Here is a 15,087-nt window from a genome sequence, read left to right as displayed (position 1 = left end):
GCGCTGAGCGACGAGAGCCATTCTTAGCGGCCGCAAAATGGGTAGGCAAAGGTGTGACGTACGATCCTCGATAGTGGATCGGGGAAGGGCAAAACGGGACAGATAGAACTATCTGTCCCGCTCATGCGGGTCCGGTTTATCTCCTATTGACCCTCGTAGGTGATCTGCGCCCTATGTGCGGGCTCACACGGGCCCCGCCCCGTTCTCACTGCTGGTTGCCAAAGCAATGCTCTGTGTCAGGGGCCTCCGCCGGGAGGATGAGGTGCAGGTCCCCGAACTCGTGCCACAGGTAGCGCCCGCGCAGCGCCTCGTCGTAGCCCCGGCGGATCGCAGCCCGCCCCGCCACCGCCTCCAGCATCAGCAGATGCGAGGCCTGCGGCTCATGCAGCCCGGTCAGCAGCCCGTCCACCACCCGCACCCCGCGCGCGGGAGTGACGACGAGATCCGTCCACCCCGCACGCGCGCGTACGACCCCGTCCGCCCCGGCCGCCGACTCCACCGCCCGCACGGCCGTCGTGCCGACCGCGATCACCCGCCCCTCCCCGGCCTTCACCGCGTTGATCAGCCGGGCCGACGTCTGCGGCACCGCGAACCGCTCCGGATACGGAGGCTCGTGCGCCTCCGCCGAGGCCACCCCGGTGTGCAGCGTGATCGGCGCGAACTGCACCCCCCGGCTCACCAGCTCCGCCACCAGCCCCGGCGTGAAGGGCCGCGCCGCACTCGGCATCTCCGCGCTGCCCGCCCCGTCGGTCGGCGGCAGCGCGAACACCGTCTGATAGACGGACAGCGGCTGATCCCGCTCCGTATAGGAGTACCGGATGGGACGCCCGTGCTCCCGCAGCAGCCCCGGCACCGCCCCGCCGGGGGACACCCGTGCCCACCACAACCGCCCGCTCCCCGGGCTCAGCGGCTCCTCCAGCACCAGCTGCACACCCCCGGGCAGCCGCACCCGCGTCCCCGCCGGCCCTCCCGCACGCGCACGCGTGGTGCCCTTCCCGTCAGGATCCCGCAGCTCGACCGCCCACCGGCCGTCGTCCCCGCGCGTCGAGAAGTGCACCACCACGCGCGCGCGGCCGGCCCGCCCGTCCGTGGCCGCCGCCAGCGTCGGCGAGGTGTTCACCACGAGCAGGTCCCCGGCCCGCAGCAGGCACGGCAGCTCCCGGAAGGCGTGCCGCGCCACCTCCGTCCCCCGCGACACCAGCAGCCGTACGTCACCACGGTCCCGCCCCGGCCCGCGCTGCTCGGCCGGCACCCGCGCCGACAACTCCTGCGGCACCCTGAGCCACGCTCGACCGGGCTCGAGCGGGTGGACCCCCGTGGCCGGCGTCATCGCCGTCCCTCCAGCAGCGCCACAGCCGTGTACCGCCCGCTCGCGGGGCGTTCGTCCAGCAGCCGCACAAAGGCCGGCGCCACCTCGGCCGGATCCGGCCGGGGATCGTCGTCGTCCGGTACGGCCGCCGCGTACAGGTCCGTGGCCATGTCCCCGGGATCCACCGCCCACACCCGCAGCCCCGGCTCCTCCTCCCCGAGCACCGCCGCCAACTGGTCCAGGGCCGCCTTCGACGCCCCATAGCCGCCCCATGTCTCGTACGCCTCGGCGGCCGCGTCCGAACTGACGGTGATCACCGCACCCGCCCGCGCCCCGTGCAGCAGCGGCAGCGCCTCCTGGACCAGCCCCAGCGCCGCCACGACATTCACCTCCAGCGCCCGCCGCAGTCCGTCCAGCGACAGCTTCTCCAGCCGTACCAGCGGCTCAGCGCCCAGCGCACTGGCGTTGTTCACCAGCAGGTCGCACCCGCCCAGCCGCCCGGCCGCCGCCACCAGCTCGGCCCGGTGCCCCGCATCCGTGACATCCCCCGCGCGGGCCTCGACCCGGATCCCGTACGACGCCACGGCCGCCGCCGTCTCCTTCAGCGCCTCCGCCGTCCTGGCGTCCAGCACCAGATCCCAGCCCCGCGCGGCCAGCTCCCGCGCCAGCGCCCGCCCCAGCCCCTTCGACGCACCCGTGATGATCGCTACCGGCATGACAACCGTCCCCTCGTCCGATCCGCCTCCGTTCGGCGATGCCCCCAACCTAGGAACCGGCCCCCGCCGCCGCCTCGGACGCAGGACGCAAACGAAAGGGTCCCTTGGCCGTACGCCCCCGCACCCCCTCCCCGCGCCCTAAGCCGCCGTACCGGGGACCTCCGACCTAGGTCTCCCGCCGCAGCCCGCGGCCGTCACAGGTCCGATCCGCGCTGTCACACCCCGCCGGTACCGTGAGGGCATGAGTCAAGGCCCCCGGTCCGGCCTCGCCGCGGTGAGCACCGCGCTGCTGGCCATGAGCAGGCACCTGGAGGTGCGCGACGTCCTCAAGACGATCGTCGCCTCCGCCCGTGAGCTGCTCGACGCGCAATACGCCGCTCTGGGCGTGCCGGACGACCACGGCGGGTTCGCCCAGTTCGTCGTCGACGGCGTCAGCGACAAGCAGTGGAAGGCCATCGGCCCGCTCCCGCGTCAGCACGGCATCCTCGCCGCGATGCTCCAGCAGGCCAAGGTCGAGCGCCTCGCCGACGTCCGCGAGGACCCCCGCTTCGAGGGCTGGCCGTCGGCCCACCCGGACATGTCCGACTTCCTGGGCCTGCCCATCCGCGACGGCGACGAGGTCATCGGCGCGCTGTTCCTCGCGAACAAGAACTGCCCCAAGCCCGACGGCGGCTGCGGCTTCACCGAGGACGACGAGGAACTGCTCTCGATCCTCGCCCAGCACGCCGCCATAGCCCTCACCAACGCCCGCCTGTACGAGCGCAGCCGCGAGCTCACCATCGCCGAGGAACGCTCCCGGCTCGCCCACGAGCTGCACGACGCGGTCAGCCAGAAGCTGTTCTCCCTGCGCCTCACGGCCCAGGCGGCCGCGGCCCTCGTCGACCGCGACCCCTCGCGCGCGAAGGGCGAGTTGCAGCAGGTCGCCGCGCTGGCCGCGGAAGCGGCCGACGAACTGCGCGCCGCGGTGGTGGAGCTCCGGCCCGCCGCCCTCGACGAGGACGGCCTCGTCGCGACCCTCCGCACCCAGATCCAGGTCCTGGACCGCGCCCACAGCGCGCGCGTGACCTTCACCAGCCACGGCGTGCGCGCCCTGCCCGCCGCCCAGGAGGAGGCTCTGTTGCGGGTCGCCCAGGAGGCCCTGCACAACGCGCTGCGCCACTCCGGAGCGGAGCGGGTCGAGGTCACCCTCCACAAGCGCGGCCAGGACACGGTCCTGCGCGTCACGGACGACGGCGCCGGCTTCGACCCGACGACGACCCGCAGGGCCGGCCGCCACCTGGGGCTGGTGTCGATGCGGGACCGGGCGAGCGGGATCGGCGGCACGCTCACGGTGGAATCGGGGCCCGGCAAGGGAACCACGATCGAGATGGAGGCTCCCGGTGGCTGACACAATCAAGGTGCTGCTCGTCGACGACCACCAGGTCGTCCGCCGGGGCCTGCGCACCTTCCTCGAAGTGCAGGACGACATCGAGGTCGTCGGCGAGGCCGCCGACGGCGCCGAAGGAGTCGCCCTCGCCGAGGACCTGAAACCGGACGTCGTCCTGATGGACGTCAAGATGCCGGGCATGGACGGCGTCGAGGCCCTCCGCAGACTCCGCGAACTCGCCAACCCCGCGCGCGTCCTCATCGTCACCAGCTTCACCGAACAGCGCACGGTGGTCCCGGCCCTGCGCGCGGGCGCCGCCGGGTATGTCTACAAGGACGTGGACCCCGATGCCCTCGCCGGCGCCATCCGCTCGGTCCACGCCGGCCACATCCTGCTCCAGCCGGAGGTCGCCGGCGCGCTCCTCTCTCAGGACGAGGCCAACTCGGGCCAGGGGAGAGGCGGTTCGCTCACCGAACGGGAGCGCGAGGTGCTCGGACTGATAGCGGACGGCCGCTCCAACCGTGAGATCGCCCGCGCCCTGGTCCTCTCCGAGAAGACGGTCAAGACGCATGTCTCGAACATCCTGATGAAGCTCGACCTCGCCGACCGCACCCAGGCCGCACTGTGGGCCGTACGCCATGGCGTGGCCGGCTGAGACAGGCCGGTCGGCAACAGGGAAGGTTAACTTCCGATCCGAGATTCATACCGTCGTGGGAATGTCCCCCGGATGGCGCATCCTTCGCGGGCCCCCGCCGTTCTCCAGTGCGTGCCGCGGCGACTGCCGCGGTCATCGCCAGGAGGGGTCAGAAGTGAAGAACCTGAAGAAGGCAGCGGCTGTGACGATGGTGGCCGGCGGACTGATCGCCGCGGGCGCCGGCATGGCCTCCGCCACCGAGGGCGCCACGGCCCTCGGCGAGACCAAGAGCTCGCCGGGCGTCGTCTCGGGCAACCTCGTCCAGGCCCCGGTAGCCGTCCCGGTCAACGTCGTCGGCAACAGCGTGAACGTCATCGGCGTGCTGAACCCGGCCTTCGGCAACCAGGGCCTCAACCACTGAGGCTCCGCCCGAACCCGCAGTGACCTCCGGCCTCCCCCGGCCCCCACCGGGGGAGGTCGGCCTGCTTGCCCGTTGCCCTGCCGGGACCTTTCAACGCAGGGCCCGCACACTCAGCCCGTCCGGCGTTTGAGGACGAGGCCCCTTCAGGGCCGAAGGGGGGGTCTGGGGGCACAGCCCCCAGGGACGCCCACACCAGCAGACGCCGACCAAGAAACAAACGCTCACCGCACCCCCCGCTCCCGCCCCTCCACAACGGAGTTGTACGCGGCGACCTGCGCCCGCCGAGCCGTCCGCTCAACAGGCCGCAACGCCTCCGACCGCGCGGCCATCTCCGCGGAGCTCACCGCACCGCCCGGCCCGTTCTCGAACGCCAGCGACACCAGCAGCCCCACCCGCTGTGCCATCTCCAGCACCCGCACCGCCCGAGGCGGATACCCCGGCGCCAACACCTCCCGCCCACGCTCGGCCCGAGCCCGGTACGCGTCGATCGCCGCCTCCGCCACCGGCCCCGACCCGGCCAGGTCCAGCCGCGACAGCACTGCCGTCGCGTCCCGCAGCGCCTCCGCCAGCTCCCGCTCCGCCTCGCCCAGCGACGGAACATCGGCCGGCGGAGCCTCCCGCACCGGCAGGCAGTGCCACCCGACCTCGACGTGCACATCACCCTCGGGCCCCGCCTCGTACACCTCGGGCACGAGCCCGTACCCGGCGCCGTGACAGACCACCGCCTCCTCCGCCTCCAGCGCCCGCGCATTGAACTCGGGCGGCCCGCTGAGACCCAGCGGATGCCCCGGCGCGGGCAGTGCCACCCGCAGCCCGCTCACGCCGAGCGTCCGCAGCCGCCCCAGCGCGAGCGTGAGCCCGACGGGCCCGGACTCGCCGGGCAGCCCCTCCACCCGGTGCACGGCGTCCTCGCCGACGATGGCGACGACGGCATCGTCCGGCGAGACAAATCCGGCCAACAGGGCATTTCCCCAGGCAGCGAGGCGACCAGAGCGCGGTTCCGAGAGCATGCCCCCACCCTAAGGACCGGACCGATGGAACGGGCCGCCCGACCGGTGGCGTAGATTTTCCCGAAGGGGCCGCGCCCACCCACGCGCGGCGGTCCGAGCCACAAGGCGCCCGCGACAACCGACCGGCCACACTGCAAGGGGAGACAACGCGCTCATGAGCGATGTTCTGGAGCTTCAGGACGTATCCGTGGTCCGTGAGGGCCGGGCTCTCGTGGACCAGGTCTCCTGGTCGGTCAAGGAGGGCGAGCGCTGGGTCATCCTCGGTCCCAACGGGGCGGGCAAGACGACCCTCCTGAACATCGCCTCCACCTACCTCTTCCCCAGCGCCGGCACCGTCTCCGTCCTCGGCGAGACCCTCGGCAAGCCCGGCACCGACGTCTTCGAGCTGCGCCCGCGCGTCGGCATGGCCGGCATCGCCCTCGCCGACAAGCTCCCCAAGCGCCAGACCGTCCTGCAGACCGTGCTGACCGCCGCCTACGGCATGACCGCCGGCTGGCAGGAGGAGTACGAGGACGTCGACGAGCAGCGCGCCCGCGCCTTCCTCGACCGCCTCGGCATGAGCGAGTACCTCGACCGGAAGTTCGGCACCCTCTCCGAGGGCGAGCGCAAGCGCACCCTCATCGCCCGCGCTCTGATGACCGACCCCGAGCTGCTCCTCCTCGACGAGCCGGCCGCCGGCCTCGACCTCGGCGGCCGCGAGGACCTCGTACGCCGTCTCGGCCGGCTCGCCCGCGACCCCATCGCCCCCTCGATGATCATGGTCACGCACCACGTCGAGGAGATCGCCCCCGGCTTCACCCACGTCCTCATGATCCGCCAGGGCAAGGTCCTCGCCGCGGGCCCGGTCGAGCTCGAGCTCAGCTCCCGCAACCTCTCCCTCTGCTTCGGCCTCCCGCTCGTCGTGGAACAGGTCGGCGACCGTTGGACGGCCCAGGGCCTGCCGCTGTCCTGACCCGGTGCTGCCCCCTGTGCGCCCTGTCCGTGACGGGACCCGCGGCCCTACCATGACCGTGTGAACGACATCGACGCATGGGTGTGGTGGCTCGTCGGCGCGGCAGCGCTCGGAATCCCGCTCGTCGTGACCGCGATGCCCGAGTTCGGCATGCTCGCGGTCGGCGCCGTCGCCGCCGCGATCGCCGCGGGCCTCGGCTTCGGAGCCGTCGCCCAGGTGCTCGTCTTCATCGTCGTCTCCGTCGCCCTCATCGCCGTCGTACGCCCCATCGCGATCCGCCACGGCAAACAGCGCCCCCAACTCGCCACCGGCATCGACGCGTTGAAAGGCAAGCAAGCCGTCGTACTGGAGCGCGTCGACGGGTCGGGCGGTCGTATCAAGCTCGCCGGGGAGGTCTGGTCGGCGCGCGCACTCGACACCGAACGCGCCTACGACGTGGGGCAGGAAGTCGATGTCGTGGACATCGAAGGGGCCACGGCGATCGTCATCTGACCTTGCACAACTCCCGCACGACGCAAGTGAACAGAACACCTCGCGGGCCGCACGACGGTCTGACAGACTCGACCAGCAAGATCTTCAACAGACATAAGATCTTCCGAAAGCGCCGAGGCGAAGAAAGGTACGGGGAGCCGCGATGGAACCGGTCATCATCGTCCTGGTCATTCTGGTGGTGTTGGTCTTCATCGCCCTGATCAAGACGATCCAGGTCATCCCGCAGGCGAGCGCCGCCATCGTGGAGCGCTTCGGCCGCTACACGCGCACGCTCAACGCGGGCCTCAACATCGTCGTCCCGTTCATCGACACCATCCGCAACCGCATCGACCTGCGCGAACAGGTCGTGCCGTTCCCGCCGCAGCCGGTGATCACCCAGGACAACCTGGTGGTCAACATCGACACGGTCATCTACTACCAGGTCACCGACGCCCGGGCCGCGACCTACGAAGTCGCCAGCTACATCCAGGCGATCGAGCAGCTCACCGTCACCACTCTCCGCAACATCATCGGCGGCATGGACCTGGAGCGGACCCTGACCTCCCGTGAGGAGATCAACGCGGCCCTGCGCGGCGTCCTCGACGAGGCCACCGGCAAGTGGGGCATCCGCGTCAACCGCGTAGAGCTCAAGGCGATCGAACCGCCCACCTCCATCCAGGACTCGATGGAGAAGCAGATGCGCGCCGACCGTGACAAGCGCGCTGCGATCCTCACCGCGGAAGGCACCCGCCAGGCCGCCATCCTCACCGCCGAGGGCGAGAAGCAGTCCCAGATCCTGCGCGCCGAAGGTGAGGCGAAGGCCGCCGCCCTGCGCGCCGAGGGTGAAGCCCAGGCGGTCCGCACGGTCTTCGAGGCGATCCACGCCGGCGACCCGGACCAGAAGCTCCTCTCCTACCAGTACCTCCAGATGCTCCCGAAGATCGCCGAGGGCGACGCCAACAAGCTCTGGATCGTCCCCAGCGAAATCGGCGACGCCCTCAAGGGCCTGTCCGGTGCCATGGGCAACTTCGGTAACTTCGGCGGCGGTTCGGGCGGCGGCAACTCCGGAAACTCCGGCAATGGCGGCGGTGGCAACGAGCGCCGCGAAAAGCCGTCGATCGACTGAGCGGTGACATGACCGGTGTCATGACCGGGGCCCACCTTCCGAAAGAAGGTGGGCCCCGGTCATGTGGTCCTCCACGAATACAGGCGCGAAGCGCTACGCGGCCTCCCCCGCCAACCAGTCCGGCAGGGCAGCGAAGTCCTCCTGCCCCAAGGCCAACAGCATCGCGTCCGCCGGCGTCGGCTCGAACGGCTGCCGCAGCAACGGCATCTCCGCCTGCTCCGGAGTCCGGTCCGCCTTACGGTGGTTGTCCTCGGCGCACGAGGCGACCGTGTTCAGCCACGAGTCCTGACCCCCCTGCGCCCGCGGCACCACGTGGTCCACGGTCGTCGCCCGGCGACCGCAGTACGCGCACCGGTGCCGGTCCCTGACCAGCACACCCCGCCTCGACCACGGCGCTTGTCTTCGGAACGGCACCCGTACGTACCTGCACAGCCTGATCACCCGCGGCGCCGGTATGTCGACCTCGGCTCCGCGCATCCGCAGTTCGGGGTGGGCCTGCTCGACGACGGCCTTGTCCTGAAGCACCAGAACGACGGCTCGGTTCAACGTCACCGTCGACAGCGGCTCGAAGCTCGCGTTCAGCACCAGCGTGTCCCGCATACCAGCCCACCTCCTGTGTGCACCGGCCCACCCCGTGGCGGGCTGGGACCAACTCTGGCCGGGCACGCCGAGATGGACAACGCAATATCTGCTGCTCCACGGGAGGTGACCCCCGCGACCCCCGGCAACAAAATGCCCGCCTCTGATCACTTCCAAGACCAGAGGCGGGCAAACGTTCAATGAACGATGAGCTGACTCATCCCTGAGTGGGATGTTCGTACTCACCGATCAGCTGGGCGCGGGCGATCGCATGGAACCGCAGGTTGAAGCCCACGACGGCAGGCGAGGCGTCCGCGTCCGGACCGAGCTTCTCCTGATCCACCGCGTACACCGTGAAGACGTACCGGTGCGGCCCGTCCCCCGGCGGCGGAGCGGCGCCGCCGAAGTCCTTGCTGCCGTAGTCGTTGCGCGCCTGCACGGCACCCGCCGGCAGCCCCTTGAACGAGCCGCTGCCCGCACCGGCCGGCAGCTCGGTCACCGAGGCCGGGATGTCGAAGACCACCCAGTGCCAGAACCCGCTGCCCGTCGGAGCATCGGGGTCGTAGCAGGTCACGGCGAAGCTCTTGGTCCCGGCCGGGAAACCCTCCCACCGCAGCTGCGGCGAGGTGTTGCCCGCCGCATACACCTGCGCGTCCTTGAGCGTCGCCCCCTCCTGCACGTCCTCGCTCGTGACCGTGAACGACGGCACCGGCGGATGGAAATCGTGGGGCAGCGGCCGCCTCTTCGGTTCGGTCACCTCGACACACCTCCTGGTAGATCGGAAAGCACTCCCTCCGGAGCCTACGACCTACACGCCGTCACATACCGTTGCCCGATGCCGGATCAGCGATCATTCACCAGCCGCAGGCGCCGCCGAAGAACCCTGGCCGTCGCCCTGCTGTCCATGGCCAGCCTCCTCGCCGCCCCCACCGCGAACGCGAGCGGCACCAGGACCTCCGACGACCGGCTCGTCGGCACCCAGCAGACCCTCTACCGCTCCGGCACCGGCGGCTACGGCTGCTTCCGCATCCCCTCCCTCATACGCACCAAGGCAGGCACCCTCCTCGCCTTCGCTGAAGGCCGCCACGCCCCGTCCTGCGCCGACCGCGGCCCCATCGACATCGTCGTCCGACGCTCCACCGACGACGGCCGCACCTGGGGCCCGATCAGGACCGTTCTGTCCGGCAGCGACACCGACCCCGAAGCGCCGTACACCCGCGACAACGCCACCCCCGTCGCCGACGACACCACCGGAGACGTCTTCCTCGTCTCCACCGGCGAACCCGTCACCCGCGGCACCCGCCTGCCGTACGTCCAGAAGAGCACCGACGACGGCCTCACCTTCGGCGCGCCGCGCGCCCTCACCCGGCTCAGCGGCAAGACCAGCGGCTGGTTCGCCACCGGCCCCGCGCACGGCATCCAGCTCCACAACGGTCCCTACGCCGGACGACTCGTCGTCGGCGCCTACGAGAGCCCGAACGCCACCACCCAACTGTCCGGCGTCCTCTACAGCTCGGACCACGGCACCACCTGGCAGTCGAGCACCACCCAGAACTCCTACGTCGCCGGCGAGCTCAAACCCACCGAGACCGCGGTCGCCGAACTCGACAACGGAGACGTCTACCTCGCCGCCCGCAACGAACTGGACGACACCAAGCCCCACCGCACCCACGCGATCAGCACCGACGGCGGCGCCACCGTCGGCCGCCACACCGTCGCGAACCTCACCACACCCCAGATCCAGGCCTCGGTCCTCGCCCTGCGCCACACCTACCAGGACCATCCCGGCGACACCCTCGTCCTGGCCGCCCCCAGCGGCAGCACCGCCCGCGAGAAACTGCGCATCCGCTACTCCACCGACCGCGGCACCACCTGGACCGACGCACCCGACGGGCAGCTCAACGCCGACCGCGCCGGCTACTCCGACCTCGCCGAACTCACCGGCGGCGAACTCGGCCTGGTCTACGAGGGCGGCACCGACTTCTCCGCCGCGAACATCTACTTCAACCGCTTCACCCCGACGGCCATCGGACTCCCGGGAACCTTCGACGGCACGATCCTCCCGCAGCCCACCCCCGACGCCGGCCCCACCACCCCCGACAGCACACCGGACGCCAACGACGCCCACCTCACCGGCACCACGGCGGCCGTCAGCGGCAGATTCCGCCAGGCACTGAGCTTCCCCGCCCCCGGCGGCCACGCCGACATCCCCTACAGCCCCACCATCGACCCCGGCTCCGGCGACGTCACCTACTCCCTCCTCTTCAACCACCAGGCCACCGCGACCACACCCCAACGCGCCCTCCTGTGGGCCTACGGCCACGACTCCACCGCACCCCAGCTCTGGATCCGCGCCATCCCCAAGGACAACCAGATCGTCGCCTGGGCCGAGGGCTCCGGCAGCCGCGTCACCCTCACCCTCCAGGCCCCGGACGGCTCCGCGGCCTACGGCGACGGCGCCTGGCACCACCTCACCCTGGTCCGCTCCGGCGACCGCGTCAGCCTCGGCGTCGACGGCACCACCGTCACCCGCACCGGCCTGACCGGCTCCCTCACCGCACCCCGCGCCGCCGGCGTCGAAGGCATCCGCCTCGGCGCCAAACCCGACGCCACCGCCAGCGACACCTTCACCGGCGCCCTCGACGAGTTCCGCCTCTACCGCACCGCGCTCACCGACGCCCAACTCACCGAACTGCGCACCAAGAACACTGCCACCCAAGCGGAGTCCGCCCTCGCCGCCCACCTCCCCTTCCAGACCGTCGACACCGCCACCGACCCCACACTCACCACGGTCCCCGTCGAGGACGACATCTCCGCGAACTGCGCCGACGCGACCCTCCTGCTCGCCTCCGGCGCCACCCCCCGAGTGACCACCGCCGCCCGCATGGGTCTCGGCGCCCTCCCCGTCGCCCCGGACCGCCCGGGCCTCGAAGTCCCCTACGTGCCCGCCCTGGACACGGCCGACGGCGACTTCACCCTCACCCTCTGGTTCCGCTACACCGCCACCCCCACCACCCCCAACGCAGCCCTCCTGTGGGCCTACGGCTCCACCACCGGACAACCCTCCCTCTGGATCCGCGCCCGCCCCCAGGACGACCAGCTCTACGCCTGGGCCGAAACCGACCATGGCAAGGTCAACTTCGCCCTCCCCGACCCCGACACCACCCGCACGGCCTTCGGCGACGACCAATGGCACCTGCTCACCGCCACCCGCGCCGGCACCACCTTCACCCTCTCCGTCGACCACACCCACACCCAGCAGGCCGACGGCCTGACCGGCTCCTTCACCGCCGGCCGCACCACCGTCCCCGGCCTGCGCCTCGGCTCCCGCCCCGGCGGCACCGAGATCCTCACCGGCACCCTCGACGACTTCCGCCTCTACGACCGCGCCCTCACCGACGCCGAGCTGACCAAGATCGCCGCCCCGGCCTCCGGCACCGGCGCCTACCCCGCCGGCAGCCGCATCTGGTGGTCCATGGAGAACGGCACCACCCAGGCCCACGACGTCATGCGCCCCACCGCAGGCCCCGCCACCCCGGACGCCTCCACCCACTGCGACCACGCCTACGTCCGCGGCAACCCCGGCCTCTCCCCGGGCCGATTCGGCAACGGAATCGACCTCGACGGCGCCGACGACTCCGTCGAGCTCCCCTACACCGCCTCCAAAGCCCTCGGCGCCGGCGACTTCACCCTCGCCACCTGGCTCCGCTACGACGCCACCACCGCCACCGGAACACCCGTCCTCGCCTGGGCATACGGCCAGGGCGCCACCGAACGTCAGCTCTGGCTGCGCGCGGAACCGGGATCGCAACGCCTCGCCGCACTCGTCCAGACGGAGAACGCGGCCACCACGGCCTACGCCCCGGACACCGACTTCCGTACGGGCACCGCCTGGCACCACGTGGTCCTGCAACGCAAGGGCACCCAACTCACCCTCTCCGTCGACGGCACGCCCGGCACCCCCGGCACGATCCCCGCGGGCTCCGTCACCTACGGCGACGCCTTCGACGTGACCGGCATCCACCTCGGCGCCCGCCCCGACGGCGCCGCCACCACCCGCCTCGCGGGCTCCCTGGACGAGTTCCGCCTGATCCGCCGCGCCCTCACCACGGACGAGCTCACCGCCCTGCGCGAGACGAACACCGACCCCACGGACCGGGCCACGGTCGTCCACCTCGCCTTCGAGAAGGTCACCACCCAGGGCTACGCCCGCATGTGACGACCCTGGTTCAGCACACACGGAGGGCCCGGAACACCGCACGGCGTTCCGGGCCCTCTACGCGTAACCGCCTCAGAACCAGTTGCGCTTGCTGCCGACCTCGGACAGCCACTGGTTGAGGTACGCCGCCCAGTCGGTCCCCTGGTAGTCGTGCAGACCCACCTGGAACGAACGGAACGTGTCACTGCCCTCGCTGAACAGGCCGGGCTTCTTGTCCATCTCCAGCACGACGTCCATCGCGTGCTCGTCGGCCACGAAGCTCAGCTCGACCTGGTTCAGCCCCCGGTACTGCGACGGCGGGAAGAACTCGATCTCCTGGTAGAAGGGCAGCTTCTGCCGCGTCCCCCGGATGTGACCGCGCTCCATGTCCGCGTTCTTGAAGCGGAAGCCCAGCTGGATGAAGGCGTCCAGGAGCGCCTTCTGCGCCGGCAGCGGATGGACGTTGATGGGGTCCAGGTCACCGGAGTCCACGGCGCGGGCGATCTCCAGCTCGGTGCTCACCCCGATGTGCATGCCGCGCAGCGTCTGCCCGTCGATCGTCGTGATCGGCGTCTCCCAGGGGATCTCGAGCCCGAACGGCACCGCGTGCACGGCACCCGCCTGCAGTTCGAAGGCACCCCCGAGCCGCAGCTTCGTGAACTCGATGTCCTGCTTGTACTCCTGGTCGCCGCTCTCGACCTCGACCTTGGCCTGCAGCCCGACCGACAGCCCCTCGATCTGCTGGTTGACGGACCCGCCCTGGATCCGCACCTCACCCTGGACGACACCGCCCGGAACGACGTTGACCTCGGTCAGCACCGTCTCGACCGAAGCCCCGCCGGCCCCCAGACTCGCGAGCAGCTTCTTGAACGCCATGTCTCTCCCTCGTGACCTTCTACGACCTCAACTACGGGATCCCTCGATCCCTACAAACGCGATCCGGACGTGGCCGGTTCCGCGCTCCACACCCTGGCAAGCCGAGTGCCCGCTGACCACCCCGACGCACCCACCGCTCTGCACTACGCTCGGAGGGCATGATCGCGAACCCCGACCGTACGCCCCTCCCCAGGACCTTCTTCGACCGCCCTGTCCTGCAGGTCGCCCAGGATCTCCTCGGCCGCCTCCTCGTGCGTACGACCCCCGACGGCCCGATCACCCTGCGCCTCACGGAGGTAGAGGCCTACGACGGCCCCAACGACCCCGGCTCGCACGCCTTCCGGGGACCCACGGCCCGCAACAGCGTGATGTTCGGCCCGCCCGGACATGTGTACGTCTACTTCACCTACGGCATGTGGCACTGCATGAACCTCGTCTGCGGTCCGGAGGGCAGGGCGAGCGCCGTCCTGCTCCGCGCCGGCGAGATCATCGAAGGCGCCGAGTCGGCCCGTAAACGTCGACTCTCGGCCCGAAACGACAAGGAACTGGCCAAAGGACCCGCCCGCCTGGCCACCGCCCTGGATGTGGACCGTGCTCTCGACGGCACGGACGCCTGCGCTACCGGGGACACCCCCTTGAGGGTCCTGACCGGCACTCCGGTCCCCTCCGACCAGGTACGCAGCGGTCCGCGCACCGGAGTCTCCGGTGACGGCGCCGTCCACCCCTGGCGGTACTGGGTCGCCAACGACCCTACGGTGAGCCCCTATAGGGCCCACGCCCCCAGGCAACGCCGAAGTTGACTCGCTGTTGGCCGGGGCGTAACGTAGCCCAAGCCGCTTGACCCGGGTACGGCATTCGCCAGCAGCCGGAAGCGGCCAACCCACTACCTACAACGCCCCTCAACGGGAGCGAATTCGGCGTGTCCGCGTGCCCGAATTCCAACTCGGCGGAACTCGATTATGAGTTGCGGAGGGAATCGGCTAACGTAGTGAATGTCGAAAGGCCCACGGAGCGAAAGCCCAAAGCCCAAGACAATCCCCCCGACAGGGAATCGGATCAAGAAAAAGATCTGATAGAGTCGGAAACGCAAGACCGAAGGGAAGCGCCCGGAGGAAAGCCTGAGAGAGTCTCTCGGGTGAGTACAAAGGAAGCGTCCGTTCCTTGAGAACTCAACAGCGTGCCAAAAATCAACGCCAGATATGTTGATACCCCGTCCCCGGCAGTGATAGCCGAGGATGAGGTTCCTTTGAAAAAACACAGCGAGGACGCTGTGAACGGCCGGGCTTATTCCGCCTGGCTGTTCCGCTCTCGTGTGTGCGATCCCGATTACGGGAAAACATTCACGGAGAGTTTGATCCTGGCTCAGGACGAACGCTGGCGGCGTGCTTAACACATGCAAGTCGAACGATGAACCACTTCGGTGGGGATT

Annotated in this window: 13 protein-coding genes, 1 rRNA gene and 1 pseudogene; 9 read left to right on the top strand and 6 right to left on the bottom strand. The window is 70.5% G+C overall.

Translation table 11 applies throughout. The features are described from left to right. Nucleotides 1–205: 205 nt before the first annotated feature. Both ACZ5SK_RS00075 and ACZ5SK_RS00070 read right to left on the bottom strand, forming a co-directional pair. On the bottom strand, nucleotides 206–1,330 hold the full coding sequence (locus ACZ5SK_RS00075) for an S-adenosylmethionine:tRNA ribosyltransferase-isomerase (protein ID WP_468574980.1): 1,125 nt from the start codon (nucleotides 1,328–1,330) through the stop codon (nucleotides 206–208). Then, nucleotides 1,327–2,025: an SDR family NAD(P)-dependent oxidoreductase gene (locus ACZ5SK_RS00070; RefSeq protein WP_334583557.1), complete on the bottom strand. Its 699-nt coding sequence runs from the start codon at nucleotides 2,023–2,025 to the stop codon at nucleotides 1,327–1,329. Before ACZ5SK_RS00070 ends, ACZ5SK_RS00075 begins: the two co-directional genes overlap by 4 nt. 241 nt (nucleotides 2,026–2,266) lie before the next feature. Between ACZ5SK_RS00070 and ACZ5SK_RS00065 the strand changes: the two genes are divergently transcribed. From ACZ5SK_RS00065 to ACZ5SK_RS00055, 3 genes are all read left to right on the top strand, one after another. After that, nucleotides 2,267–3,412: a GAF domain-containing sensor histidine kinase gene (locus ACZ5SK_RS00065; protein ID WP_361700436.1), complete on the top strand. Its 1,146-nt coding sequence runs from the start codon at nucleotides 2,267–2,269 to the stop codon at nucleotides 3,410–3,412. Further along, a complete protein-coding gene (locus ACZ5SK_RS00060; protein WP_334583555.1) occupies nucleotides 3,405–4,046 on the top strand; it encodes a response regulator transcription factor in 642 nt (213 codons plus the stop codon). The genes ACZ5SK_RS00065 and ACZ5SK_RS00060 overlap by 8 nt, the downstream gene beginning before the upstream one ends. Before the next feature lie 154 nt (nucleotides 4,047–4,200). Next, nucleotides 4,201–4,446 carry a chaplin gene (locus ACZ5SK_RS00055; RefSeq protein ID WP_334583554.1) on the top strand — a complete coding sequence of 82 codons (246 nt, stop codon included), beginning with the start codon at nucleotides 4,201–4,203 and terminating at the stop codon, nucleotides 4,444–4,446. 221 nt (nucleotides 4,447–4,667) lie between these two features. On the opposite strand, the gene ACZ5SK_RS00050 is transcribed toward ACZ5SK_RS00055, so the two are convergent. Beyond that, a complete protein-coding gene (locus ACZ5SK_RS00050) occupies nucleotides 4,668–5,456 on the bottom strand; it encodes a hypothetical protein (protein ID WP_334583553.1) in 789 nt (262 codons plus the stop codon). Between the two features lie 154 nt (nucleotides 5,457–5,610). Between ACZ5SK_RS00050 and ACZ5SK_RS00045 the strand changes: the two are divergent. From ACZ5SK_RS00045 to ACZ5SK_RS00035, 3 genes and pseudogenes are all read left to right on the top strand, one after another. Next, nucleotides 5,611–6,141, top strand: a pseudogene (locus ACZ5SK_RS00045) (ABC transporter ATP-binding protein); the annotation flags it as partial. Between the two features lie 327 nt (nucleotides 6,142–6,468). Further along, on the top strand, nucleotides 6,469–6,900 hold the full coding sequence (locus ACZ5SK_RS00040) for an NfeD family protein (protein ID WP_334583551.1): 432 nt from the start codon (nucleotides 6,469–6,471) through the stop codon (nucleotides 6,898–6,900). A gap of 142 nt (nucleotides 6,901–7,042) precedes the next feature. Beyond that, complete coding sequence (locus tag ACZ5SK_RS00035; protein WP_334583550.1) at nucleotides 7,043–8,005, top strand: SPFH domain-containing protein; 963 nt, start codon at nucleotides 7,043–7,045, stop codon at nucleotides 8,003–8,005. A 93-nt stretch (nucleotides 8,006–8,098) separates the two neighbouring features. Here the strand turns inward: ACZ5SK_RS00035 and ACZ5SK_RS00030 are convergent, their stop codons facing one another. Then, entirely contained in the window at nucleotides 8,099–8,605 is a 507-nt protein-coding gene (locus tag ACZ5SK_RS00030) for an HNH endonuclease (protein WP_319677192.1), read from the bottom strand. Between the two features lie 196 nt (nucleotides 8,606–8,801). Beyond that, nucleotides 8,802–9,341 (bottom strand): YbhB/YbcL family Raf kinase inhibitor-like protein, encoded by a 540-nt coding sequence (locus ACZ5SK_RS00025; RefSeq protein WP_361700443.1) that lies wholly within the window; start codon nucleotides 9,339–9,341, stop codon nucleotides 8,802–8,804. Between the two features lie 78 nt (nucleotides 9,342–9,419). Here ACZ5SK_RS00025 and ACZ5SK_RS00020 point away from each other — a divergent pair, with 78 nt between their 5' ends. After that, nucleotides 9,420–12,803: a LamG-like jellyroll fold domain-containing protein gene (locus ACZ5SK_RS00020; protein WP_468574977.1), complete on the top strand. Its 3,384-nt coding sequence runs from the start codon at nucleotides 9,420–9,422 to the stop codon at nucleotides 12,801–12,803. A gap of 72 nt (nucleotides 12,804–12,875) precedes the next feature. Here ACZ5SK_RS00020 and ACZ5SK_RS00015 read toward each other — a convergent pair whose 3' ends face one another. Beyond that, nucleotides 12,876–13,658 carry a sporulation protein gene (locus ACZ5SK_RS00015; RefSeq protein WP_468574975.1) on the bottom strand — a complete coding sequence of 261 codons (783 nt, stop codon included), beginning with the start codon at nucleotides 13,656–13,658 and terminating at the stop codon, nucleotides 12,876–12,878. A gap of 158 nt (nucleotides 13,659–13,816) precedes the next feature. Between ACZ5SK_RS00015 and ACZ5SK_RS00010 the strand changes: the two genes are divergently transcribed. Together ACZ5SK_RS00010 and ACZ5SK_RS00005 are read left to right on the top strand one after the other, a co-directional pair. After that, the gene (locus ACZ5SK_RS00010) at nucleotides 13,817–14,458 is read left to right on the top strand and encodes a DNA-3-methyladenine glycosylase (RefSeq protein ID WP_457493567.1); all 642 of its coding nucleotides are present in this window, start codon (nucleotides 13,817–13,819) and stop codon (nucleotides 14,456–14,458) included. Nucleotides 14,459–14,997: 539 nt separating this feature from the next. After that, nucleotides 14,998–15,087 (top strand): 16S ribosomal RNA (locus ACZ5SK_RS00005); the annotation flags it as partial.

Source organism: Streptomyces sp. NPDC031474 (genome assembly GCF_055581185.1).
Note: the sequence above shows the minus strand (reverse complement) of the source record. Positions and strands in the feature narration are given on the sequence as shown.

Bases quoted from the DNA above. Each gene is read 5' to 3' on its own strand.
- ACZ5SK_RS00010 (WP_457493567.1), top strand. From the start codon at position 13,817: ATGATCGCGAACCCCGACCGTACGCCCCTCCCCAGGACCTTCTTCGAC.
- ACZ5SK_RS00070 (WP_334583557.1), bottom strand. From the start codon at position 2,025: ATGCCGGTAGCGATCATCACGGGTGCGTCGAAGGGGCTGGGGCGGGCG.
- ACZ5SK_RS00020 (WP_468574977.1), top strand. From the start codon at position 9,420: ATGCCGGATCAGCGATCATTCACCAGCCGCAGGCGCCGCCGAAGAACC.
- ACZ5SK_RS00035 (WP_334583550.1), top strand. From the start codon at position 7,043: ATGGAACCGGTCATCATCGTCCTGGTCATTCTGGTGGTGTTGGTCTTC.
- ACZ5SK_RS00015 (WP_468574975.1), bottom strand. From the start codon at position 13,658: ATGGCGTTCAAGAAGCTGCTCGCGAGTCTGGGGGCCGGCGGGGCTTCG.
- ACZ5SK_RS00030 (WP_319677192.1), bottom strand. From the start codon at position 8,605: ATGCGGGACACGCTGGTGCTGAACGCGAGCTTCGAGCCGCTGTCGACG.
- ACZ5SK_RS00075 (WP_468574980.1), bottom strand. From the start codon at position 1,330: ATGACGCCGGCCACGGGGGTCCACCCGCTCGAGCCCGGTCGAGCGTGG.
- ACZ5SK_RS00065 (WP_361700436.1), top strand. From the start codon at position 2,267: ATGAGTCAAGGCCCCCGGTCCGGCCTCGCCGCGGTGAGCACCGCGCTG.
- ACZ5SK_RS00050 (WP_334583553.1), bottom strand. From the start codon at position 5,456: ATGCTCTCGGAACCGCGCTCTGGTCGCCTCGCTGCCTGGGGAAATGCC.